The following is a 21,481-nucleotide window of genomic DNA, read 5'->3' on the forward strand; positions in this document are numbered from 1 at the left end:
GTCCGTTTCGGTGCTTCGAAAAGTACTGTCTACCAGAGTATTTAATGCGTACAGCTGTCCTGGCCGCGCGTCCGCGCTGCGAGGTCGACGGCACGCACGGGATCCCGCCGACCTCGCCCAACTCGACGAAAACCGCCCCGAACCGGCCATTGAGGTCCGTCCAGGGGACCGTTTAACGTGGAGGGTACGGGGCCGTACCCCGTCGGGTGAGATTTGGCAGTCCGGGATACGACTCGCCGGAGGATGTAGTCAGTGGATGGATGGTATGGGGCACGCCATCGACGATCATTGACGGCATGGCGAACACGAGTGCCCGACCAGGCGACACCGTCCGAGAGTCATACTCGGCCAGATCTCGGGAGTACGTGGACCTCTTTGGCTCCGTGACTTCGACACACCCATCAGATCGAGCCCTGGTGAGCAGCTGGGCCGCCACCCTGACCGGTCCCGTGCTCGACGCCGGGTGTGGTCCGGGGCAGTGGACAGACTTCTTGGCCGAGTGCGGACTGGCTGCGAGCGGGATCGATCTGGTTCCTGAGTTCGTCGAACGAGCTCGTATGCAGTATCCAGACCTCTCGTTCGAAGCCGGCGGCTTCGAAGCATTGGACGCCGAGACGGAATCACTGGGTGGTGTTCTTTCCTGGTACTCGCTCATTCACCACAGTCCGCAGGACATCCAGACTCCGCTCGCCGAGTTCGCGCGCGTGATTCGGCCGGGCGGAGGGTTGTTGGTGGGCTTCTTCGAAGGAGCAACCGTGGGGACTTTCGACCACGCCGTAACCACTGCCTATCGATGGCCAGTGGCTGAACTCAGCCAGAAGCTGGTCACGGCCGGCTTCGAGGTGATCGAGACGCACACACGAACGGGGACCGGTCACAGGCCTCACGGCGCAGTCACCGCACGCCGTTTCTCGTGATCGCGCCCGGGGTCCGCTCGGCGAGCACACCCGAACGCAGCCGCCAGTCGCGCGCAACGGCCGCCGTCCGAGTTCGGCGGCTATTCAGGTGAGGCGGCCGCCTCGGTGTGGGCGTTGAATACGAGTTCCCGAAGGCGTCCGTCGGGGTCTCGAAGTACCCGATGTAGGACCCGTCGCAATCATCGGTCGGACGAGGCACCGATCCACCTGCCGCAGCCGCGCAGTTATCGACCCGAGTTCTCTAGGTACGGCCTGCGATGTCCAACCGAGGCATGGTTCTCCTGGGAGGCTCGATCTGACGAACTCCCAGTTCGGGGGCCGTTGCCTGGCCGGAAGGTCCTCAGTTGGCCAGCCGCTCGAGGATCGCTTGCAGTGCCGCGTCACCGCTCTCGCCGGCGAAGATGTTCTGAGCGTGGGCGGAGCCCGGCAGAAGGATCACCTCGTTGTCGACGCCTGGTGAGCCGTCGGCGAGCTGCTGCGACACGTGGGCGACGGGCTCGTCCTCGCTGGCGATGAACAGCTTGGGCTCCCCGCCGAGGCCGTCGACAACCCGGTTGGGGGAGAGCAGCACCAGCTGATCAGGGAGGTCGGGCTGCTGGGAGGCAAGTTGCAGGATCGCATCGGCGCCCGCACTTCCGCCCACCAGCGCGACGTCGGCGTGCCCGTCGTCCTGGAGCTTCGCGACGGCGGCCGCGATCGACTCCGGCGCGATGTCCTCGACGGCGACGACAGTGGCACCCTGGTCGGCGATTGCTGTGGCCTGATCCTCCCAGCTGGCGGCGTCGAAGACGGCACCGTGGGCCAGCACCACTCCGTACTTACCGTTGCCCCACTGCAACGCGTCGCCGCCGCCGATCTCGATCTTGGTGCCGGCGGTGTCACCGCCCGTCGATGGTGGGTCGTCCTTGCCGGAGCAGCCCACCACGACGAGGGCGAGCACCACCGACAGCAGGACGAGGAAGGCCTTCATGCCTCAAACATAATTGCCGAGTAGCCCGCCCGGTGCCTCGATGACGGAACGTCTGTCGGAGCGTTTCTCTTGCCTGCTGCCCTCGGACCCTCACACACCGGCCGCTCCGCCGGGGACGCGGCGGGCAAGCGTGCCGGCTTCCTGGGCGGGTGTCCCCGCGGACCGCACCACTTAGTTCTGTGCGCGGAAGGAGTCTGTATCACGCAGAGAACGAAAACGGGTTGTGCCCCGACCCGTCATCTTTGAATACTGGCCTGACCGACCTCGAGGAGAGTGCTTGTCGTGATTCGTGCACGTGGGCTCGTCCAAACCTTCCATACCCGCCATGGGCGGGAGAAATCGGAAGTCCGCGCCGTCGACGGGGTGGATCTCGATGTCGCCGAGGGGGAGGTCGTCGGGTTCCTCGGACCCAACGGGGCGGGGAAGACCACGACGTTGCGGATGCTGACCACCCTGCTGCGGCCGACCGCAGGCGAGGCCACGGTCGCCGGATACGACGTGGTCCGCGAATCCACGCAGGTGCGGCGGAGCATCGGCTACGTCTCCCAGAGCGGTGGGGTCTTCAGCGGCGCCCGGGCGGGGGAGGAGGTGATGGATCACGGCATGCTCTACGGCCGCTCCCGGCGGGAGGTCGAAACCCGCGGCAGAGAGTTGTTTTCGCAATTGCAGCTGGACGGGCTGTGGGAACGGATGCCGAAGACGATGTCGGGTGGGCAGAAACGCCGACTCGACATTGTCATGGGCCTGATTCACGAGCCGAGCCTGATGTTCCTCGACGAGCCGACGACGGGCCTGGATCCTCAGGCGCGGGCGAACCTGTGGGAGCACATTTCCGAGCTGCGGACCCGCCGTGGTGCGACGGTCTTCCTCACCACCCATTACCTGGACGAGGCCGACACCCTCAGCGACCGGATCATCATCATCGACCGTGGTCGGATCGTTGCCTCGGACACCGCGGAGAACCTCAAGGCGCAGGTCGCCGGCGATCTCGTCGACCTCGAAATTGCCGACCTCGACATGGTGCCGCTGGTGAGAGACAAGCTGGGCACGATCGCCGAGGCGCCGCGGCACGGTCTGGCCGGTGTGGAGGTGGACGGCCATCATGTCCGTGGTCGGGTCCAGCGTGCCGGGCGCGCGATCCCGGGACTGCTGCGCGACCTCGACCGCACCGACGTGACCCTGGCTTCGATCGAGGTGCATCGGCCGACCCTCGACGACGTGTTCTTGACGTTGACCGGTCGGTCCCTGCGCGACGCCGACACCGCCGCCTCCGATGCCGCTACCGGGGACCCTGAATCCGAGTCCACCCCCACCCCCGCACTGACCACTCCAGGAGCAGGCCGATGACGTTCGTCCGTGAGAGTTTCATCGTCTTCCGGCGCCAGCTGCGGATGAATCTGCGCAACCCCGCCTGGGTGATCATCGGTCTGCTGCAGCCGGTGATGTACCTATTGCTGTTCGGGCCGTTGCTGACTCCGCTGGTGGGTCAGTTCGGAGTGGACAACGCGTACACGTTCTTCGTGCCGGGCATGCTGGTGCAGTTGGGGATCTTCGGTGCGTTCTTCGCCGGATTCAGCCTGATCGGGGAGTGGCGGGAGGGCGTTATCGAGGCGGAGCGGGTGACTCCGGCCAGTCGCACCGCGCTACTGGTCGGGCGACTGGGTCGGGACCTGCTCCAGTTGTTCGTGCAAGCGATCATCTTGGTGTTGCTCGGCTTCGTGATGGGTATGGAGGCGTCGTTGCGGGGCATCGTGTTCGGGGTGCTGCTCACGTTGCTGCTCGGCGGGGCCTGTGCGGCGGCGTCGAATGCATTCGCCTTGACCACCAAGAGCGAAGACGTGATGGCTCCGGTGATCAACATGGTGATGATGCCGGTGTTGCTATTGTCCGGAATTCTGTTGCCGATGACGATCGGTCCTGCCTGGTTGCAGACGGCCAGCGATTTCATGCCGATCCGCCATGTCGTCGACGCCGTGCGGGATTCGTTCTTCGGTGACTTCGCGAACTCCGCGATTGTGTGGGGAACCGCGTGGGCGGTGGTGTTGTTCGTCGCCGCGGTGTGGTGGGGAACCCGTACCTTCCGCAAGGAAAACGCCTGACCGAGCGCACACGCACTGCTGGAAGTCGATGTGCGCGTGGGTTTGCCGACCGAGTCGAGATCCGCGTCTCCACCCGGGGAGAGACCCCACCGGCGCGAAACACGACCGACGTGGCCGGTGAGGCAATTGCGTTACCGCACGGGCACCCGCCCGCGTTACACAAGGAGGCAGGTGAGATCCTGCTCGCCGTCAGTGTTCTCCCATCTGCACAAGAGCGCTGGAGGGACCGCCCGCCGGCCCTCCGGTCAACGGGCGTAGCGCGGGTCGATCGGAGGCAGGGTGGTGGGGCCGAAGTTGTTCGCAATCGGCATCATCGCCGTGAACCAGGTGCGGGCCGGCTCGGTGCCTCCGAACAGGTTGCCGTCCCCGCACGAGCGCAGCGGGCTGGTGCAAATCTGTCCTGGAGTCGGTGAGTCCCCGAATACGTAGACGCTGCCGGCCAGGTTGTTGGTGTACCCGATGAAGGCCGACGACATGTGCGATTCGGTGGTCCCGGTCTTGCCGGACATCGGCAGCTTCCACCCCGCGGCGGCGGCCGCCGCCGACGCCGTGCCACCGGGCAGGTCGTCCTTGCTGAGCCCGTTGGACAGGGTGTCGGCCAGGCCGGGATCGATGACCTGCTCGCAGGCTTGCTGGGTGAGGGGGACCGGCCTGCCCTCGCGGTCGACGATGGAGTCGATCGGGGTCGGTGGGCACCACTTGCCGTGTGAGGCCAGGGTCGCGGCGACATTCGACAGTTCGAGCGGATTGATCCACACCGGGCCGAGGGTGAACGACCCCAGATTCTGGTCCTTCTGCATGTCGGCCAGGCTCTGGTCCCCGAACCCGGAGGTGCCCGGTTCGGTGTAGGACCGCATGCCGAGGCGCACTGCCATGTCCACCGTCGCATCCACCCCGGTGGCCTGGAGAAGCTTCACGAACGCGGTGTTCGGGGACTGGGCGAGGGCATCAGTGACCGACAGTGCCCGCGGATACGGGGCGGCGTTCTGTACGCAGTAGGTCGCCGCCGGGCACCCGGGGGCACCGCCGTCACCCATCCCGCGGGCGTCGAACCGTCCGGGCACGTCGAGGATCGCGTTGAGCCGCAACCCCTTCTCCATGGCTGCTGCGGTGGTGAAGACCTTGAATACCGATCCGGCGCCGTGCCCGGACAGTGAATAGGGCAACTCCTGCACCGTCTCCGCGGCGGCTGCGTCCAGGCCGTAGTTGCGGCTGCCCGCCATGGCCAGGACCCGGTGTTGGTCCTGCCCGGGCTGCACGACGTTCATCACGCTCGCGATGTCCGGGAGTTTCGGGTCGGCGTAGGTCGACACCGCCGCCTTCACCGATCCCTGCACGGCCGGATCGAGGGTGGTGCGGATCAGGTATCCGCCCTTTTCGAGTTGCTCCCGGGACAGCCCGGCGGTCTGGAGGTACTGCAACGCGTAGTCGCAGAAGAACCCGCGGTCGCCGGCGGCGATGCATCCGCGGGGCAGGTTGTTCGGTTTCGGGAGCACCCCGAGCGGCGTTTCCTTCAGGGCGCGGATCTCGGCGGCCCGATCCGGAACATTTACGACCAGGGTGTCGAGAACGACATTGCGGCGCTCGAACACCCCCTCGGGGTTGGTGTAGGGGTTGAGCGCGGAGCTGGACTGCACCATGCCCGCGAGCATCGCCGACTGCGCCAGGTTCAGGTCCTTGGCGTCGATGCCGAAGTACGTGCGGGCGGCGTCCTGCACCCCGAAGGAACCGTTGCCGAACGGCACCAGGTTCAGATACCGAGTGAGAATTTCCTCTTTGGAGAGTTCCTGATCGAGGGTCATCGCCATCCGGATCTCCCGGATCTTGCGGACCGGCGTGGTCTCGATCGCGGCACGGCGTTCGGCGTCGGTCTTGGCGACTACGTGCAACAAATAGTTCTTCACGTACTGCTGATTGATGGTCGAGGCACCCTGTTCGATCTGACCGCTGGTGGTGTTGGTGAAGAACGCCCGCATCGTGCCCTGCCAGTCCACCCCCTGATGTTCGCCGAACCGTCTGTCCTCGATGGAGAGAATCGCCAGTTTCATCTCGTTGGAGATCTGGTCGCTGGGAACCTCGAATCGGCGCTGGTCGTACAGCCAGGCGATCGGGTTCCCGGTGATGTCGGTCATGGTCGTCACAGCCGGCACCACTCCGTCGGCCAGTTCGGCTGAGGAATTACCGACGCTGTCGGCGGCACGGTTGGATGCGTACCCCAGCCCGGCGGCGACAGGGAACATCACCCCTGCCAGCATTACCCCCGCGGCCACGGTGGCGCCGGCGAGTTTGAGAACGGTCCTGGAATGCAATTACGGCACCTCATTCCGACGGGGCGCACCGGAACGAATCTACCGGTGCTGGAACGATAATCGGGCCACGCGGCACGGTCGGGGGAGAGGTGTGGCGCGCGTGCCCGTGGCGGTCACGAGAGGGTGGCTGTGGCGTCAGATCCGATGATGGGACGGTAGCCGGTGCCGGTCGGTCACACCCGCAGCACACACGTGCTGTTCCGCACGGGCATGGGGGACACGGCCGAGGTCGATGACGGTGCCCGGGCGCGGCCCGGCAGGGACAGCGGTGTACCGACGGCACCGCGCCCCGGCGTGCGGCGCCGCGCGAGCGCGTCGGCACCGGGCGCCGGGAGCGTCTCGTGCACATCGAGCGCCGCGGCAATGTGGCCGATCCGCAGGACCATCAGCTCGGCGGCGATCACCGCGAGCACGGTGAGCAGCGCCGTGCGCCGCCGCGAGGATTGCCGACCGCCACACACAGGGCTCAAGGTAACACCGATAGCGAGTTCCCTGACGGGTTCCGGGGTCAGAGCATCAAAGGCGGTGAACGGGTGGACGATCCGCCACCTCAAAGGGGTGGCGGATCAGCGACCACGCCGAACGGCCGGCCGAAACGTCACTGGAGCCTGCGTGCGTCGATACGCTGTGGCGGACCACGCCGTGGCAGAACGGTCAGGAATCGAGAAGCGCCAGCCCTCGCGCGCACATAGCGTGGTTGCCATCGCCGACGAGGCGGTCGCCGATGACCGCCGTAGCCCGAGGAGACGAACATGAGCCCCACGATCCGCAGCCTGGTGATCCCCGTGTCCGACCTGGACGCCGCCAAGGCGGTCTACACCGCGCTGCTCGGCGCACCTCACACCGACGAGTCCTACTACGTCGGGTATAACGTGGACGGCTTCGAGGTCGCCCTGAATCCAGGTGACGAGACCGCCGGACCGGTTGCCTTCGCCGACGTCGAGGATCTCGACGCGACACGCGAAACTCTGCTTGCCGCCGGCGCAACCGAGCGCAACGCGCCACGTCAAGTCGCACCCGAGACGCGGATATGCGTGCTCGCCGATGCCGACGGCAACCCGATCGGGCTGCGCGGCCGATAGACGCCGGCGTTGCCGGGCGCGAGCGGCGGCGCGGTCTCCGGTGGCTAGTTCGTCGAGGAGATCGAGGTGGTGGTGCTGTGACGCCGAGCAAACACGCAGAATGTTGAGCGTTCTACGCTCAATTCTTCGCCTTGACCTCGATTTCTACCGGGGGGAAAATTGAGTCGATAACACTCGAGTTCGGTGGGTGTGATGCCGAGCGAATCGGCCGAAGCGCCACACCCGCCCGGTGTGGTGCTGGAGGCGGTCATGGCTCGCGCGGTGGGTATCGATTTGGGGACCACGAACTCGGTGGTGTGTGTACTGGAGGGCGGCGACCCGGTGGTGGTCGCCAACTCGGAGGGTGCGCGCACGACGCCATCGGTGGTGGCGTTCGCGAAGAACGGTGAGGTGCTGGTCGGCCAGCCCGCCAAGAACCAAGCGGTGACGAACGTCGACCGGACAGTGCGCTCGGTGAAGCGGGAGATCGGCACCGACTGGCATGTGGCGATCGACGACAAGAAATACAGCGCGCAGGAGATCAGTGCCCGGGTGCTGATGAAACTGAAGAGGGACGCGGAATCGTATCTGGGCGAGGACATCACCGACGCCGTGATCACCGTCCCCGCGTACTTCGAGGACGCCCAGCGTCAGGCCACGAAGGAAGCCGGCCAGATCGCGGGCCTCAACGTCCTGCGCATCGTCAACGAGCCCACCGCGGCCGCGCTGGCCTACGGCCTCGACAAGGGCGAGAAGGAACAGACCATCCTGGTCTTCGACCTCGGTGGCGGCACCTTCGACGTGTCGCTGCTCGAAATCGGCGAGGGCGTCGTCGAGGTTCGGGCCACGTCCGGCGACAACCACCTCGGTGGTGACGACTGGGACGACCGGATCGTGAAGTGGCTGGCCGACAAGTTCAGGGCTCAGAACGGCATCGATCTGACCAAGGACAAGATGGCCCTGCAGCGTCTCCGTGAGGCCGCGGAGAAGGCAAAGATCGAACTGTCCTCGTCGCAGAGCACGTCGATCAACCTGCCCTACATCACCGTCGACGCGGACAAGAACCCGCTGTTCCTCGACGAGCAGTTGTCCCGCAGCGAGTTCGAGAAGATCACGTCCGATCTCCTCGACCGCACCCGGGCCCCGTTCCAATCGGTGATCAAGGACGCGAAGATCTCCGTCAAGGACATCGACCAGGTCGTGCTGGTCGGTGGTTCCACCCGCATGCCCGCCGTGACAAATCTGGTGCGCGAGCTGACCGGCGGAAAGGAACCGAACAAGGGTGTCAACCCGGACGAGGTCGTGGCCGTCGGCGCCGCCCTGCAGGCCGGCGTCCTCAAGGGCGAGGTCAAGGACGTGCTGCTCCTCGACGTCACCCCGCTGTCCCTCGGCATCGAGACCAAGGGTGGCGTGATGACCAAGCTCATCGAGCGCAACACCACCATCCCGACCAAGCGTTCCGAGACCTTCACCACCGCTGACGACAACCAGCCCTCGGTGCAGATCCAGGTGTTCCAGGGTGAGCGCGAAATCGCCTCGCACAACAAGCTGCTCGGCTCGTTCGAACTGGCGGGGATTCCGCCCGCCCCGCGGGGGGTGCCGCAGATCGAGGTCACCTTCGACATCGACGCCAACGGCATCGTGCACGTAACCGCGAAGGACAAGGGCACCGGTAAGGAGAACACGATCAAGATCCAGGAGGGGTCCGGTCTGTCCAAGGAGGAGATCGACCGGATGATCAAGGACGCCGAGGCTCACGCTGCGGAGGACGCCCAACGCAGGGAGGAAGCGGAGGTCCGCAACCAGGCCGAGTCGCTGGTGTATCAGACCGAGAAATTCATCAGGGACAACGAGGACAAGGTTCCCGCCGACGTCAAGGAGAAGGTCGAGTCGTCGATCACGAATGCCCAGGAGAAGTTGAAAGGCAGCGACGTCGCGGCCATCAAAGAAGCCATCGAAAAACTGACCACCGACTCGCAGGCCCTGGGTCAGGCGATCTACGACGCGCAGGCGAAGGACTCGGCCGCCCCCGGCGGGGGGAACGGGTCCTCTGAAGGCACCGGTGAAGTCTTCGACGCTGAGGTGGTGGACGAACCTGGACGGGAGGACACCCGATGAGTAGCAGTGAGCGCCGCAACGGCGACAAGCCGCCGCGGGAACCGATCTCGATCACCGACAAACGCCGCGTCGATCCGGAGACCGGCCGGGTACGCGGGCACACCCCGAGCGAGCCTGTCACCCCGACCCCACAACGGGAACCCGACCCGACCACGCCGGACGCCGAGATGCACCCCGGTGACCGGACCGCGGGCGAACACCCAGATCGAGTGGCGGAGTTGACCGCCGATCTGCAGCGGGTGCAAGCCGAGTACACCAACTACCGACGCCGGATCGAACGCGACCGGTACGCGGCCGTGGAGGCCGCGACGGCGTCGGTGGCGGCGAAATTTCTCGGGATCCTCGACGACCTCGACCGAGCCCGCGAGCACGGCGACCTCGAAAACGAACCACTGCGGGCGATCGCGGCCAAGCTCGGTGCGATCCTGAGCGGCCTCGGAGTGGCCGCATTCGGCGAAGAGGGCGAGCGCTTCGATCCCACCCTGCACGAAGCGGTCCAGCACGCAGGCACCGGGGGTGATCCCGTCGTAGACCGGGTGTTGCGACGCGGCTACACATTCGGTGACCACAAGGTGCTGCGGACCGCGACGGTCACCGTCGTCGAGGAGCTGGCTCCGCCGGGGAACGTCACGGGCACGGCACCGGCCGGCGATTGCTGAGATACCGACCAACAGCCTGACGGCGCCGGTCTCGGAGCGCACGGCGCTCTCGGACAGCTGCCCGCAGAGGGAAGGAGGATGCCAAGTGTCGCAGCAGGAATGGCTCGACCATGACTTCTACGCCGCCCTGGGTGTCCCTTCGACGGCGTCGGCCGAGGAGATCAAGAAGGCGTATCGCAAGCTGGCGCGGGAGTTGCATCCGGACGCCAACCCGCACAACACCGAGGTGGAGGAACGGTTCAAGGCGGTCAGCGAGGCGTACGCGGTGCTCTCGGACCCCGCCACACGCAAGAAATACGACCGCATGCGCAAGCTGCTCCGACCCGGGGCGTTCACCGGGACGGGATTTCCTCCTCGCGCCGGGTCGGGCGGCTTCGACTTCGGGGACCTGTTCGGGAGCGGTTCACCCTTCATCGTGGGCGATCCTCTGGGCGGGGTCGGTGATGTGCTCGGGGACCTGTTCCGGCGCGCCGGAACCCGAACTGCGTCGGCCCGGCCGAGGCGGGGCAGTGACGTCGAGACCGAGACCCGGCTGTCGTTCCGGGAGGCGGTCGCCGGGATGGTGTTGCCGCTGAGGGTGAGTGGGCCGATGGTGTGCACCGGCTGTCACGGCTCCGGCACTCGACCGGGAACCGGGCAACGGACGTGCCCCCACTGCCACGGCATCGGGACGCGTAACCGGACGCAGGGCGACTTCGGGTTCAGCGAACCCTGCGACGGTTGCCGGGGCACGGGATCGGTCGTCGACACGCCCTGCCCGGACTGCCAGGGCGCCGGGATCGGGGACCGCACCCGCGCCATCTCTGTCCATGTTCCGCCCGGGGTGAGCGACGGGCAACGCATCCGGCTACCGGCGCAGGGTGAACCTGGTCTCGGCGGGGCGCCGTCGGGGGACCTGTACGTCACCGTGCGCGTGGACTCGGACCCTGTGTTCGCCCGCAGCGGCGATGACCTCACCGTCACCGTTCCCGTGTCGTTTGCCGAACTAGCTTTGGGGACAATGCTGTCCGTGCCCACCCTCGATGGCCAGGTCAGTATGAAGGTCCCGCCGGGCGCCCAGTCCGGGAGAACGTTCCGGCTGCGCGGACGCGGGGTGCCCGGCCGCGGCGACGCGGCCGGCGATCTGCTGGTCACCGTGGAGGTCGTGGTTCCGTCCGATCTCGGCCACGAAGCCGCTGAGGCGCTGCGGGCGTACGCCCGGGCAGAGGAAACAGGAGGATTCGACCCCCGCGCCGGCTGGGCCGAGGGTCAGTGATGTCGGGAACGACCCGAACATGCCTCGGTCCTCAGCGGGTGCTGCGAAAGGAGTTCGGGATCGACATCTCCGACCAGCATCCCCGTAACCTCGATACACATTCAGTCGAGGGTGAGCTGGTGGCGGTGGAAGTCGAAGTGCAGGCCAGGGTAGCGGTAGAGCTGTTCGGCGGTCATGTAGTCGTCGAAGAACGGATCCCAGCGGACTGGAAAGTGCATGCCACGGTGCAGGTTCCCGTCCGTTTCCCGGGCCAAGGAACGTTGCAGCGACGCAATGAGGCGGTCGAAGTGGCGGCCCATCCGGCGTCGGTTGTAGACGCGCGCCGCCAGGGCGGAGCCTCGATAGTTGACCTCGTCGAAGACTGGGGTGGCGGTGTCGAGCGCGCGGGCGAACCGTCGGCTCGCCCCCTCGGGCAACCGGGAGAACATCCGGATCAGCAGGAGTAGCCGGCGAACGACCATGTAGCCGAAGATCATGTGGAACAGCAGCTGCTCGTTGGTCCACCGGGTACCGGATGAACGCCGCGAGAGCTCGACGGAACTCGCGGCGTCGAGCAACTCGTGCAGCACGCTGCGGGCGCGCTCGAGGTCCGCGGCGATCGCGGCACGATCGACAGGTGGCTGCTCGGACATGATGCGCCCCAGCTGATTCGGAGGGTTATCCGGCGACGGGGGAGCGGCGTTCGAGGAAGACGGTGTCGCGCCAGATGCCGTCGAGTTGGGCGATGCGTTCGCGCACCCCGATGGTGCGGAATCCGGCGGAGTGGTGCAGGGCGATGCTGGCCCGGTTCTCCGGGAAGATCGAGGTCTGCAAGGTCCACACTCCGGCCTCGTCGGCGGCGATGACCTGGGTGCGCAGCAGGGCCTTGCCGACGCCGCGACCGCGCATACCGTCGGCGACGTAGATCGAGTTCTCGGCGACGCCCTGGTAGCAGTCCCGCCCGGAGGTCGGGGTCAGCGCCGCCCAGCCGACCACGACGTCGTCGATCTCGGCGACCCACCGATGCCCGGGCAGCCACAGTCCATCGAGAGTCGTCTGGAGGGGGACCTCGGTGGTGAAGGTGGCGGTGCGGGTCGCGATGCCCTCGCCGTAGATCCGGCGCACCGCCTCCCAATCCTCGTCACGCATGGGGCGCACGGTCACGTCGCCGGGCAGGTCGTCCGGGCAGCACGGTCGCGGGGTCAGCACCCCCATCACCGCATCGGCGGCGTGCGGGAGTCCGGTGCAGCAGGCCGGGTCGACCACGACGACGCTGCTGGTGCGGTCCTTGTGGACGGTGACGAACCCGACATCGGCGAGCTTGCGGACGTGGTGCGAGACGGTGGGCTGCCCGATGCCCAGGGCCTCGGCCAGCGCGCCCACGGTGATCCCGGCGGGCCGGGAGGCGACCTGATGCAGCAGCCGGACCCGGGTGGGGTCGGCGAGGCAGGCGAACCAGCCGGCGTAGGTGACCGCGTCCTCCGGCGCCAACGCATCCACCTGATCGGCGGCGGGGCGGACGGCCGGCATGTCCAGGGAAGTCATGTCCTTAATTATATCGACATTCATCGATGGTTGCATTCATCGACGTGCATCGATACTCTCCGTTCAAAGGATCGATGAACGTCGATGAAAGGATGATCGAGATGAACACCTTGCCCGTAGTCGTCGTAGGCGGCGGACCCATCGGCCTCGCCGCCGCGGCCCAATTGCGTGAGCGCGGCCTGACCCCGCAGGTCTTCGAACGCGGTCCGGTAGCCGGTGCGGCGATCTCCGAGTGGAACCACGTGCGGCTGTTCTCCAGTTGGGCTGAGCTGATCGACCCCGCCGCCCGCCGCCTCCTCGATGCCACCGGCTGGGTGGCCCCGGACGACGACGCGTACCCGACCGGCCAGGACTGGACCTCGAACTACTTGCGACCCCTCGCCGCCGCCCTCGGCGACATCGTGCAGCTGGGCACCGAGGTGATCGGCGTCGCCCGCCGCGGCCGCGACCGGGTCGTCGACGCCGGCCGCGACACCGAACCCCTTTCCGTGCACATCCGCCGCGCCGACGGCACCGAGGACCGCATCACCGCGCAGGCTGTCATCGACGCCTCCGGCACATGGACCACCCCCAATCCGCTCGGTGGTGAAGGCCTGCCCGCCCTCGGCGAGCGCGCCGCCACCGAGGTGATCGAGTACCGGGTCCCGAACATCGACGACCCCGACGTGCGCACCCGGTACGCGGGCAAGCACATCGTGATCGCCGGCAGCGGGCACTCCGCACTGACCGCCATCGTGGCGCTGGCCAATCTGGAGAGCCCGGGCACCCGGATCAGCTGGGTGCTGCGCCGCGGCGACGTCGGCTCCACCTTCGGCGGCGGCGAGGACGACCAGCTGCCCGCCCGCGGCGCCCTCGGCCTACGCGCAAAGCGGGCGGTCGACGCCGGACTGCTGACGGTGGTTCCCGGATTCCACACCGCCACCATCGAACCCGACGGCGACAGCGGCCGGGTGGCGTTGATCTCAGACACCGGCGCCCGCATCGAGGACGTCGATCGGGTGGTGGTGCTCACCGGGTTCCGGCCCGACCTGTCCTGGCTCTCGGAAATCCGCCTCGGCCTGGATCCGGTGCTGCAGGCCCCGGTCGAGCTGGCGCCGCTGATCGACCCGAACGTGCACTCCTGCGGCACCGTCTACCCGCACGGGGTCGCCGAACTGTCCCATCCGGAGCCGAATGTGTTCCTGGTCGGGATGAAAAGCTACGGCCGCGCCCCGACGTTCCTGGCGATGACCGGGTACGAGCAGGTCCGCAGCATCGCCGCCGCCCTGGCCGGCGACCACGACGCCGCCGCCCGCGTCGAACTCACGTTGCCCGAGACCGGCGTCTGCGGTGGCGCCGGGGTGCCTGCCTGACCGCGCCTCGTGCCGCAGCTGATCGAACAGTGCTCCTTCCCGTCTCTGGCCGCTCACCCGGCATCCCGCATTGCCGGCGCAGCAAGATCGGCACCGGTCCCTGACCTAGTTCTGCGTCAGGTGCGTCCAACTCGAGGTTGGTTCGTCTGAGGAAGCGGACTCCCACTCACCACCGGGTGGGAGCACACCCTCCGAGAGGAACTTCCGATGACCACCCACCCGATAACCCGCCCCGCCCCTTACCGGTTCAGGGGTGTGCGATGAGCGCCCCGGCCGTCGTGGTCGAAGATTTGCACGTCGCCTACGGCAAAACCTGGGCACTCGACGGCGTCGACCTGACCGCCGCCGCAGGGACCACGCTCGGGGTGCTCGGCCACAACGGCGCCGGCAAGACCACCCTGATCCGCACCCTCACCACCCTGGTGCGTCCCACCGTCGGCCGCGTGCAGATCGAGGGCCTCGACATCGTCGCCGACGCCGACCAGGTGCGCCGCCGGATCGGGGTGACCGGCCAATACGCCGGCCTCGACGAATTCCTCACCGCCCGAGAGAACCTGGAGCTGATCGGCCGCCTGACCGGGCTGCGCCGCACCCCCGCCCGCGCACGAGCGGACGCTCTGATCGACCGGCTCGGGTTGGACGAGTACGCAACTCGGCGAGTCGGGGAACTCTCCGGGGGCTCGCGCCGCCGGATCGATCTGGCCGCGAGCCTGGTCGGGTCCCCGTCGGTGCTGTTCCTGGACGAGCCGACCACCGGCCTCGATCCGATCGCCCGCGCCGGGCTGTGGGACGTCGTCGACGAGCTCACCGAGGCGGGCACCACGGTCGTGCTCACCACCCAGTACCTCGAGGAAGCGGACCGGCTCGCCGACCACATCGTGGTCCTGCGCCGGGGCCGGGTCGCCGCCCGCGGCACCCCCGCAGAGCTGAAACGGATCGTCGGCGGCAAGGTCGTCAGCGCGACCGTCCCCGCCCATCAGCTCACCGCGCTGCCGTTCATCCCGGACACCGATCCGCGGGTCGACGACAACCGGGTTCGGGTGTCGGTCACCGTCGACGACGCCCCCGCCGCGATCACGCTGGTCGCAGACCTGCACGACCGCGGCATCGAGGTCACCGACCTGGACGTGACCTCACCGAGCCTCGACGACGTCTTCACCCACCTCACCCACACCACCGGAGCCCACAAATGACCACCACCACTGCGATCGGGCGCCCCTCGGCCTTGGACCAGCTCGCCGCCCTGACCGTCCGGAACCTGCGCACCAGCTCCCGTGTTCCGCAGTTGCTGATGTTCTCGCTGACCATGCCGATGGCGATGCTGGTGCTGTTCAGTCAGGTGTTCCGCAGCGTCGCCGCCGGACCGGGTTTCCCGGCCGGGGTCAGCTACATCGTCTTCCTCACTCCCGCGATGCTCGCCGTCTCCACCGTGATGGCCGGCACCAACGCCGGAGTGTCCGCCGCGATCGATCACACCAACGGCCTGCATGACCGGTTCGCGGCCCTGCCGATGCGGGCGGCGTTGCCGGGGGTGGCTCGCACCATCAACGAGGCCGTCTTCACCCTCGCCCGGGCTGCTTTGCTCGGGATCGCCGCCGTGGCCTTGGGTTTCGAGTTCCACGGCACCGCAGGTGATGCCGTCGCCGCGGTCATCGTGCTGGTGGTGCTGGCCGGGGCGATGAGCGCCCTGTTCGGGCTGATCGGGGACCGGCTCCGACGGCCGGACGTGGTCCAGTTCGCCGGGATGATGGTGATGATGCCGCTGATGTTCATCTCGAGTGCGTTCGCGCCGATCGAGACCATGCCCGGCTGGATGCAGGCCATGGCCACGGTGAATCCGGTCGCGCACGCCACCGATGCCCTGCGCGGCCACGTCCTCGGCACCGCCACCGCCGGCGACACCGCCGCAGCCCTGGTTGCGGCGATCGGGTTGTGGGCGTTGGTGACCGCCGTGCCCGCCTTCACCCGCGTGGTTCGGTCGGCACGCACCCGCTGAACAACGAACCCGCCCCGCCTCTCCCCACAAGGGAGAGACGGGGCGGGTTCTGGTGTGCGCTCCTCGTGCGGATCCGGGCATTCTTCCGGCCCCTACCCGTAGAGACGGTAGGGGCCCGGCTGGTGTGCTGTGGTCAGCGGATGCGCCCGGAGCGGGCGTCGACGGCGCTCATGCGGCGGCGTCGAGCAGATGCAGTTCCTCCGCCACGATCAGATCGACCTCTTCGCTGGTCAAACCCGACAACAGATGTGTGGTCAGCATCGCTCTCACCTCCTCACCGCGCTTCAACTGGTACGTCGAACCGGAGAATCCGAAATCGACATCGACACCCATACAGACGAGGAACTTCGGATTCGGACGCAGGTGCGTCCGATGACGGTCACTGTCGTCCGTACCTCTGGAAGGACCCTGACCCAGGGGGTCGCCACCGCGCCTCGGGGCGGGGATCCTGTAAGACGGAGAGGAACCACAGATCATGAACGAGGACACGGCCACCACCGCGACGACACCGCAGTCGGCACCAGCTGATCTCGACCAGCTCTGGCGCCGCTTCTCGAGCGACTTGCGGGCCTTCATCGCCCGCCGGGTCTCGCGACCCGAGGACGCCGACGACATTCTGTCGATCGTGTTCCTGCGGATGGCCAAAAGCCTGGACAACCTGCGCGAGCAGGACCGCCTCCTGGGGTGGATGTATGCCATCACCCGCAACGCGATCACCGACTACTACCGGTCCGCGCCCCATCGGCGCGAGCTGGCGGTCGATACCGTCCCCGACAACCCACTCGACGGCGAACCGGACGACGACGAGACGGCGCAGAAGGAACTCGCCTCCTGCCTGGTGCCGATGCTCTCGAGGCTGCCCGCCGAGCAGGCCGCGGCGGTGAAGATGGTCGACCTCGACGCCCGAACCCACGCCGCGGCCGCCGGGGAGGCGGGAATCTCGGTGTCCGGGATGAAATCCCGCGTTCAACGCGGCCGCGCCGCCCTCCAGGCCCAATTGCACGCCTGCTGTCAGATCAGCCAGGACCGGACCGGTCACGTGCACGACTACCAGCCCCGCAGCGGATCCTGCGCCTGCGGAGCCACACCCTCGGACGACCGGTAGACCGGCACACCGGCTCTCGTGACAGCGATCGCACGCCACCGCGTACAGACGGCGGTGCGGTGCGAGTACACCTTCGCTCGCACCGCACCGCCGTTGTTGCCGAATGAACGGCTACCGGCAGCCGCATCCGCCGCCCGCCGTCGCCGCCGCACCGCAGCACGTCGACTTCTCACTGTGATCGCAGCAGGTTGCTTGTCGTTCGGTGCTGCAACACGTGGGCGCCGCAGCCTGTGGCGTTGCGTCCGTCCGATCCGTCGCCGGGTTTTCGAACTCGTTGGGGTTGGTCATGGTGACTCCTTGATCCGTGGGGATGGGTACCAGATCAGACGGAGAAGATCGAGAATGGACGCACTGACCGTCGGCAGTAGCCGAGGCAAGTGGTTCGTGCCCGGGCCGTGCACGCGGGGGGTGCTGCGGTTCCGCTGGACGACTACGGATTCGACGTGTGACGTACAGCGCTCGCCCGAGACGTACAGCAGATCGCCGTCCTCGACGCCGCACCGGTCTGCGACCGGTCGGCGGCTGAAGAGTCGATGCCGACCGTCGTAATCGCGGTACGGTCGGTCACGGGGTGGGGTGCTGTTAACCGAGTGGTCGGCGCTCACCGCGGTGGAGTCGCTTGGTGTGCCTTCGTCGGTCCGTTTCCGTCATGCCACCCCACACACCATAAGGTTCACCCACCGCGAGCGCGTGATCGCGGCACTGTTCGAGCACGGGGCAGGGCAGGCAAATCTGCCGGGCCTGTGCTTCGCGCCGGTTGCGGGCGTGGCCGCGTTCAGCGTCGGGTGAGAAGAACACTGCCAGATCGTTTCCACGGCACGCGGCACGTGCCTGCCAGTCACCGGAATCGCGTGTGACGTTGTCCCTGCGCGTGGGGGAATCGATGAGGGGCGGCGGATGCGGCATCGTGTTCATTCGAACTCTGCCGGCGTCGTGGGCACCGCACGTTGCGGGGGGACCGCAATGTGAGGTTCCTGCTGCTCTCTCCGGCCGTCAACGGCCGATGGCCGGGACAGGACGTGCTCGGCCGCGTTGGCTACGCTGGCGTGGTTGCGGCGGGCGATGTCGAGGAGAGCATCGAAGGCGGCATCCTGGCCGCAACCATAATGCTCGGCCAGGAGTGTTGCCGCGGCGGACAGTTGCTGTGCCCGCGCGTTGTCCGAAGGGTCCCGTCCGTCTGTCGCAGCGGTGTCAGTTGGCACGGAGAGTCCTTTCGCGGCGTACGCGGTCCAGGCGGCCTGGGCGGCCACGCATCACCGCCGGCGCGGCGGGTTCTCTCTTCAGAGTCGTCGGCGAGACGACCGGAGAACACCGACATTCACCTAGTCATACCTAGGCGCGTGGTACGACGAGATTCAGCATCCGGCCACGATGTGCCACGCGTCGCAGTTCACCGACGCCGTTCGAAATGACGAATCGTTCGGCGATTGCCACCTGGGAACCCTGGTGGTGACTCGACGACACGAGGTACGGGTCGAGAGTTCTCGTTGTCGTCGATTGCCGCCGGGGTCCACGACGACTACGGAAGGGGGTGTGGCTGTAGTGAGTCCGGCCGGCAGGCTGAACATTGTTGCACCACCCCGCCTGCGAGAGCTGTTGCGCGACTCAGTCGACGGCGGAACGACCCGCGTGGTGGCCGATCTCAGCGCCACCGACTTCATCGACTCCTCGGGGCTCGGGGCACTCATCTCCGATCTCGAGGCCGCCCGGAAAGCCTGGACGAGGTTTCCACGAACTCCTCGCGGACCTGTGGGTGCACGACCCGCTGGACGTGCGCCGGCGCATCGAGTTCGAGTCCGCTGTCGCCGAAATCGCGCCGAGCATCGTCGAACACACTTCCGGTGACAGCGTGACCATGACGCTCGAAGTCCGGGCGCTGCCGGACCGGGTTGACGCAGAACCGACAACGGTCAGCCGGTGCACCGGGGCCGGGATCCACCGCGCTGACACATGCCGGATCATCGGCTAGGTGGATCCGTCGGTGTAGAGCACAGCCTCCGGCTCGCTCGCCGGTGTCGGCGGTGGAGCCGGGAAGGCAGGCGAGGCCGGCGAGCAGATCGACGACCGGCGACGGCTCTGGTGCCCGGGGCGATTCGTCCTCGGTGCCGCGACGGGACTTCCCAGGTAGGCCGGCCGCCCACACGAACCCGTTTCCGGAAGACGAGACCCCGGCCAGTCATGTGGTGCCACGATTCCCGGCGCGTCGGAAGCGTTGGGCCCCGAATCGGGCGACTGTGGTGAGCCCGTCGAGTCCAGGCTCGTCGGTGCTGTTATCGGTCCAGCACAGTGGTGTGGCCGACATGAGACGGGATGAAATTGTCAGGTGGGGCGGTCGTTGGGGGGATAGGCCACTCACGAGCATGGACGAGGGGAACCGCGCTCGTCTCCATCAGACGAGCGACGGCGGTCACTATTTCGTCGTCTTCGAGTGAGCCGTCGCTACTGATTCCGGCCCTGTCCAACATCGGTACGGCTACCCGCCAGGTTTCGACGTACAGCCGCCACAATCGGTCGAGGGCGAAGGAGGCGAGGTGCTCACGAAACGCAGGCTTGTCCGTGACCAGCATTCCGGTCGCTTCTACCCAGCCACGGCGCATGATCTCGCCGACCGAGAAGTGCAGCGCCCGGCTCGACGCCGCGTACAGGTAGTCATACAGCTCGCGTTGACCGACACGGTCCGCGACCCACACCCCCGTCGGTACGATGCCGCCCGACCACCCGTACTGCTTCTTCAACACCCTCAGCACAGCTCTGGACTCCTCGCTCTTGGCAACTGCCCACTCGAGGAAGTATTTGGGATACCAGAGCCGCGCCATCTCCTTGTCCCCGACATAGTTTCGCTGCGCGAGCAGTGCCCGTAGGGAGTCGAAGTTGCCCATCGACACGAACAACTCTTGGGACTCCTCCAGGTCGAGAGACGCGAAGAACCCGAGATGCATCACGTCCTCGAGGGCCGCGCAAACAAATGCCACGGCCAGATGACCCAAGTCGTGTCGGCTGAGCAGTACGGCGGCTCGAATGCTTTCCTGCTGGCGACGAAGGGAATTGTTGACGGCCAACAGCCGGTAGTCCTTTTCGACGTCGGCCCACTGCAGGTCGCCGACAGTCAGCACATGTTCGGTACAGTCCGCGAAACGTTCCACCGCCTCGATCCGCACGTCCAGGGGCGTCCAGCGATGAATCGGTCCGTCAGTGTCTTCCGGCATCGGGCTCATCACGTCAGACGCTCCGTGGCACGCACACGGCTCGGTGGTCCGCTCGGGGCGATCCTCGCTATCTCATGAGTTTCCAGGCCGGCGACGAGGGGGCCTTCCCGCTCGAGGACGTCAGCTCGCCGCACGGCGCCGATCGGCTCAGGCAGGGCGCACATTCTGCGCCTGAAGCCCCTTCTGCCCCCTGCTGACCTCGAACTCCACCCTCTGATTCTCCTCGAGCGACTTGTACCCGCTGCCCTGAATTTCGGAGAAGTGGACGAAGAGGTCCGCGCTGCCGTCGTCGGGGCTGATGAATCCGAAACCCTTCTCGCCGTTGAACCACTTCACCGTGCCCTGCGCCATCGTCGTTCACTCCCTGCCGCCGGTGAACCGGCACCTCCCACCGAGGGCCGATCTCAAACACGTCCTCGGTCCGAACGATCGCAGAAGAGTGCCACCTGTGTGTAGAGGCAAAGGTCCCAGGAACATGCGCACCCGCTCGCGAGCGCGGGGCGTGCGCGGGGTCGTCTGCGGCTCGGGCGCGATACGGACTGGTACCGCACAGTCGGTTCGATACCCGTAGCGTGCGCGGCACCGTCAAAGACCACGAAACGTTCCGCGGCCAGGACCACACCGTCGTCAATCTCGACACCCTCGAACCCGCCGCCTGACACGCGGCACCAAGCGCCGATCGCGCGCCGGGCCTCGACGAGACATCCCGACAACACCTCTTCGAAGGCCGCCTATCTCGGCGCCCATCTGCGACCGGTAAGGACCAGACATACCTCCGCTGATTCGCCCGACCTACCGCCTGACCGACCCAACCCTGACCACCCGCCCCTGGGTTCCGCCCTGGTCATGTCGGCCCCACCACCACTTTGTTTCGCCGTCATGACGGCATCGAGATGCGCCCGCCGAACAC

The 21,481-nt window shown here is 67.1% G+C and carries 21 protein-coding genes and 1 pseudogene; 13 read left to right on the plus strand and 9 right to left on the minus strand.

The annotated features are described in order from the left end of the window. Positions 1-296 precede the first annotated feature (296 nt). Positions 297-917: a class I SAM-dependent methyltransferase gene (locus CJ177_RS09435; RefSeq protein ID WP_179443185.1), complete on the plus strand. Its 621-nt coding sequence runs from the start codon at positions 297-299 to the stop codon at positions 915-917. 340 nt (positions 918-1,257) lie between these two features. Here CJ177_RS09435 and CJ177_RS47345 read toward each other — a convergent pair whose 3' ends face one another. After that, positions 1,258-1,887: an alpha/beta hydrolase gene (locus CJ177_RS47345; RefSeq protein WP_179443186.1), complete on the minus strand. Its 630-nt coding sequence runs from the start codon at positions 1,885-1,887 to the stop codon at positions 1,258-1,260. 282 nt (positions 1,888-2,169) lie between these two features. Between CJ177_RS47345 and CJ177_RS09445 the strand changes: the two genes are divergently transcribed. Both CJ177_RS09445 and CJ177_RS09450 read left to right on the plus strand, forming a co-directional pair. Beyond that, on the plus strand, positions 2,170-3,234 hold the full coding sequence (locus tag CJ177_RS09445; RefSeq protein ID WP_025432505.1) for a daunorubicin resistance protein DrrA family ABC transporter ATP-binding protein: 1,065 nt from the start codon (positions 2,170-2,172) through the stop codon (positions 3,232-3,234). Beyond that, positions 3,231-3,986: an ABC transporter permease gene (locus CJ177_RS09450; protein ID WP_005241594.1), complete on the plus strand. Its 756-nt coding sequence runs from the start codon at positions 3,231-3,233 to the stop codon at positions 3,984-3,986. The genes CJ177_RS09445 and CJ177_RS09450 overlap by 4 nt, the downstream gene beginning before the upstream one ends. Positions 3,987-4,231: 245 nt before the next feature. Here CJ177_RS09450 and CJ177_RS09455 read toward each other — a convergent pair whose 3' ends face one another. Both CJ177_RS09455 and CJ177_RS09460 read right to left on the minus strand, forming a co-directional pair. Then, positions 4,232-6,295 carry a transglycosylase domain-containing protein gene (locus CJ177_RS09455; RefSeq protein ID WP_005241597.1) on the minus strand — a complete coding sequence of 688 codons (2,064 nt, stop codon included), beginning with the start codon at positions 6,293-6,295 and terminating at the stop codon, positions 4,232-4,234. A gap of 173 nt (positions 6,296-6,468) precedes the next feature. Beyond that, positions 6,469-6,756 (minus strand): hypothetical protein, encoded by a 288-nt coding sequence (locus CJ177_RS09460; protein ID WP_025432506.1) that lies wholly within the window; start codon positions 6,754-6,756, stop codon positions 6,469-6,471. Positions 6,757-7,047: 291 nt separating this feature from the next. Here CJ177_RS09460 and CJ177_RS09465 point away from each other — a divergent pair, with 291 nt between their 5' ends. The 4 genes from CJ177_RS09465 to dnaJ all read left to right on the plus strand — a co-directional run bounded on the left by CJ177_RS09465 (position 7,048) and on the right by dnaJ (position 11,388). After that, entirely contained in the window at positions 7,048-7,377 is a 330-nt protein-coding gene (locus CJ177_RS09465) for a VOC family protein (RefSeq protein ID WP_005241599.1), read from the plus strand. A gap of 249 nt (positions 7,378-7,626) precedes the next feature. Next, positions 7,627-9,474: a molecular chaperone DnaK gene (gene dnaK, locus CJ177_RS09470; protein WP_005241600.1), complete on the plus strand. Its 1,848-nt coding sequence runs from the start codon at positions 7,627-7,629 to the stop codon at positions 9,472-9,474. Then, entirely contained in the window at positions 9,471-10,133 is a 663-nt protein-coding gene (grpE, locus tag CJ177_RS09475) for a nucleotide exchange factor GrpE (RefSeq protein WP_095867625.1), read from the plus strand. The genes dnaK and grpE overlap by 4 nt, the downstream gene beginning before the upstream one ends. Positions 10,134-10,218: 85 nt before the next feature. Continuing rightward, positions 10,219-11,388: a molecular chaperone DnaJ gene (gene dnaJ / locus CJ177_RS09480; protein ID WP_095867626.1), complete on the plus strand. Its 1,170-nt coding sequence runs from the start codon at positions 10,219-10,221 to the stop codon at positions 11,386-11,388. A gap of 101 nt (positions 11,389-11,489) precedes the next feature. Here the strand turns inward: dnaJ and CJ177_RS09485 are convergent, their stop codons facing one another. Beyond that, positions 11,490-12,020, minus strand: coding sequence for a DinB family protein (locus CJ177_RS09485; RefSeq protein ID WP_095867627.1), 531 nt, complete (start codon positions 12,018-12,020; stop codon positions 11,490-11,492). Positions 12,021-12,045: 25 nt separating this feature from the next. Continuing rightward, the gene (locus CJ177_RS09490; RefSeq protein ID WP_095867628.1) at positions 12,046-12,912 is read right to left on the minus strand and encodes a GNAT family N-acetyltransferase; all 867 of its coding nucleotides are present in this window, start codon (positions 12,910-12,912) and stop codon (positions 12,046-12,048) included. Positions 12,913-13,013: 101 nt separating this feature from the next. On the opposite strand from CJ177_RS09490, the gene CJ177_RS09495 reads away from it, so the two are divergent. The 4 genes from CJ177_RS09495 to CJ177_RS09515 all read left to right on the plus strand — a co-directional run bounded on the left by CJ177_RS09495 (position 13,014) and on the right by CJ177_RS09515 (position 17,365). Further along, positions 13,014-14,264 (plus strand): NAD(P)-binding domain-containing protein, encoded by a 1,251-nt coding sequence (locus CJ177_RS09495; RefSeq protein WP_095867700.1) that lies wholly within the window; start codon positions 13,014-13,016, stop codon positions 14,262-14,264. 260 nt (positions 14,265-14,524) lie between these two features. After that, complete coding sequence (locus CJ177_RS09500; RefSeq protein ID WP_061696821.1) at positions 14,525-15,457, plus strand: ATP-binding cassette domain-containing protein; 933 nt, start codon at positions 14,525-14,527, stop codon at positions 15,455-15,457. Then, entirely contained in the window at positions 15,454-16,260 is an 807-nt protein-coding gene (locus tag CJ177_RS09505; RefSeq protein ID WP_095867629.1) for an ABC transporter permease, read from the plus strand. The genes CJ177_RS09500 and CJ177_RS09505 overlap by 4 nt, the downstream gene beginning before the upstream one ends. Positions 16,261-16,735: 475 nt before the next feature. Next, positions 16,736-17,365 (plus strand): sigma-70 family RNA polymerase sigma factor, encoded by a 630-nt coding sequence (locus CJ177_RS09515; protein ID WP_061696822.1) that lies wholly within the window; start codon positions 16,736-16,738, stop codon positions 17,363-17,365. A 582-nt stretch (positions 17,366-17,947) separates the two neighbouring features. Here the strand turns inward: CJ177_RS09515 and CJ177_RS09525 are convergent. Together CJ177_RS09525 and CJ177_RS09530 are read right to left on the minus strand one after the other, a co-directional pair. Then, positions 17,948-18,280: a WhiB family transcriptional regulator gene (locus tag CJ177_RS09525; protein ID WP_373560042.1), complete on the minus strand. Its 333-nt coding sequence runs from the start codon at positions 18,278-18,280 to the stop codon at positions 17,948-17,950. Then, the gene (locus tag CJ177_RS09530) at positions 18,277-18,567 is read right to left on the minus strand and encodes an ANTAR domain-containing protein (RefSeq protein ID WP_061045072.1); all 291 of its coding nucleotides are present in this window, start codon (positions 18,565-18,567) and stop codon (positions 18,277-18,279) included. The genes CJ177_RS09525 and CJ177_RS09530 overlap by 4 nt, the downstream gene beginning before the upstream one ends. Before the next feature lie 295 nt (positions 18,568-18,862). On the opposite strand from CJ177_RS09530, the pseudogene CJ177_RS48200 reads away from it, so the two are divergent. Both CJ177_RS48200 and CJ177_RS47350 read left to right on the plus strand, forming a co-directional pair. Further along, positions 18,863-19,081 (plus strand): annotated as a pseudogene (locus CJ177_RS48200) (STAS domain-containing protein); the annotation flags it as partial. A 37-nt stretch (positions 19,082-19,118) separates the two neighbouring features. Beyond that, on the plus strand, positions 19,119-19,334 hold the full coding sequence (locus CJ177_RS47350) for a hypothetical protein (RefSeq protein ID WP_179443165.1): 216 nt from the start codon (positions 19,119-19,121) through the stop codon (positions 19,332-19,334). A gap of 301 nt (positions 19,335-19,635) precedes the next feature. Here CJ177_RS47350 and CJ177_RS09545 read toward each other — a convergent pair whose 3' ends face one another. Together CJ177_RS09545 and CJ177_RS09550 are read right to left on the minus strand one after the other, a co-directional pair. After that, positions 19,636-20,571, minus strand: coding sequence for a DUF5677 domain-containing protein (locus tag CJ177_RS09545; RefSeq protein ID WP_061045071.1), 936 nt, complete (start codon positions 20,569-20,571; stop codon positions 19,636-19,638). A 147-nt stretch (positions 20,572-20,718) separates the two neighbouring features. Further along, positions 20,719-20,922 (minus strand): cold-shock protein, encoded by a 204-nt coding sequence (locus CJ177_RS09550; RefSeq protein WP_005241629.1) that lies wholly within the window; start codon positions 20,920-20,922, stop codon positions 20,719-20,721. Positions 20,923-21,481 lie beyond the last annotated feature (559 nt).

The sequence above is a fragment of the Rhodococcus sp. ACPA1 genome (assembly GCF_002300195.1).
Taxonomy (GTDB): Bacteria; Actinomycetota; Actinomycetes; order Mycobacteriales; family Mycobacteriaceae; genus Rhodococcus_F; species Rhodococcus_F opacus.

What these genes read in the sequence shown, in the direction of transcription:
- CJ177_RS09490 (WP_095867628.1), bottom strand. Translation starts at nt 12,912, where the DNA reads ATGACTTCCCTGGACATGCCGGCCGTCCGCCCCGCCGCCGATCAGGTG.
- CJ177_RS09465 (WP_005241599.1), top strand. Translation starts at nt 7,048, where the DNA reads ATGAGCCCCACGATCCGCAGCCTGGTGATCCCCGTGTCCGACCTGGAC.
- CJ177_RS09545 (WP_061045071.1), bottom strand. Translation starts at nt 20,571, where the DNA reads ATGCCGGAAGACACTGACGGACCGATTCATCGCTGGACGCCCCTGGAC.
- CJ177_RS47345 (WP_179443186.1), bottom strand. Translation starts at nt 1,887, where the DNA reads ATGAAGGCCTTCCTCGTCCTGCTGTCGGTGGTGCTCGCCCTCGTCGTG.
- CJ177_RS09435 (WP_179443185.1), top strand. Translation starts at nt 297, where the DNA reads ATGGCGAACACGAGTGCCCGACCAGGCGACACCGTCCGAGAGTCATAC.
- CJ177_RS09505 (WP_095867629.1), top strand. Translation starts at nt 15,454, where the DNA reads ATGACCACCACCACTGCGATCGGGCGCCCCTCGGCCTTGGACCAGCTC.
- CJ177_RS09485 (WP_095867627.1), bottom strand. Translation starts at nt 12,020, where the DNA reads ATGTCCGAGCAGCCACCTGTCGATCGTGCCGCGATCGCCGCGGACCTC.
- CJ177_RS09495 (WP_095867700.1), top strand. Translation starts at nt 13,014, where the DNA reads ATGAACACCTTGCCCGTAGTCGTCGTAGGCGGCGGACCCATCGGCCTC.
- grpE (WP_095867625.1), top strand. Translation starts at nt 9,471, where the DNA reads ATGAGTAGCAGTGAGCGCCGCAACGGCGACAAGCCGCCGCGGGAACCG.
- CJ177_RS09450 (WP_005241594.1), top strand. Translation starts at nt 3,231, where the DNA reads ATGACGTTCGTCCGTGAGAGTTTCATCGTCTTCCGGCGCCAGCTGCGG.
- CJ177_RS09525 (WP_373560042.1), bottom strand. Translation starts at nt 18,280, where the DNA reads ATGAACACGATGCCGCATCCGCCGCCCCTCATCGATTCCCCCACGCGC.
- CJ177_RS09500 (WP_061696821.1), top strand. Translation starts at nt 14,525, where the DNA reads ATGAGCGCCCCGGCCGTCGTGGTCGAAGATTTGCACGTCGCCTACGGC.
- dnaK (WP_005241600.1), top strand. Translation starts at nt 7,627, where the DNA reads ATGGCTCGCGCGGTGGGTATCGATTTGGGGACCACGAACTCGGTGGTG.
- CJ177_RS09515 (WP_061696822.1), top strand. Translation starts at nt 16,736, where the DNA reads ATGAACGAGGACACGGCCACCACCGCGACGACACCGCAGTCGGCACCA.
- CJ177_RS09550 (WP_005241629.1), bottom strand. Translation starts at nt 20,922, where the DNA reads ATGGCGCAGGGCACGGTGAAGTGGTTCAACGGCGAGAAGGGTTTCGGA.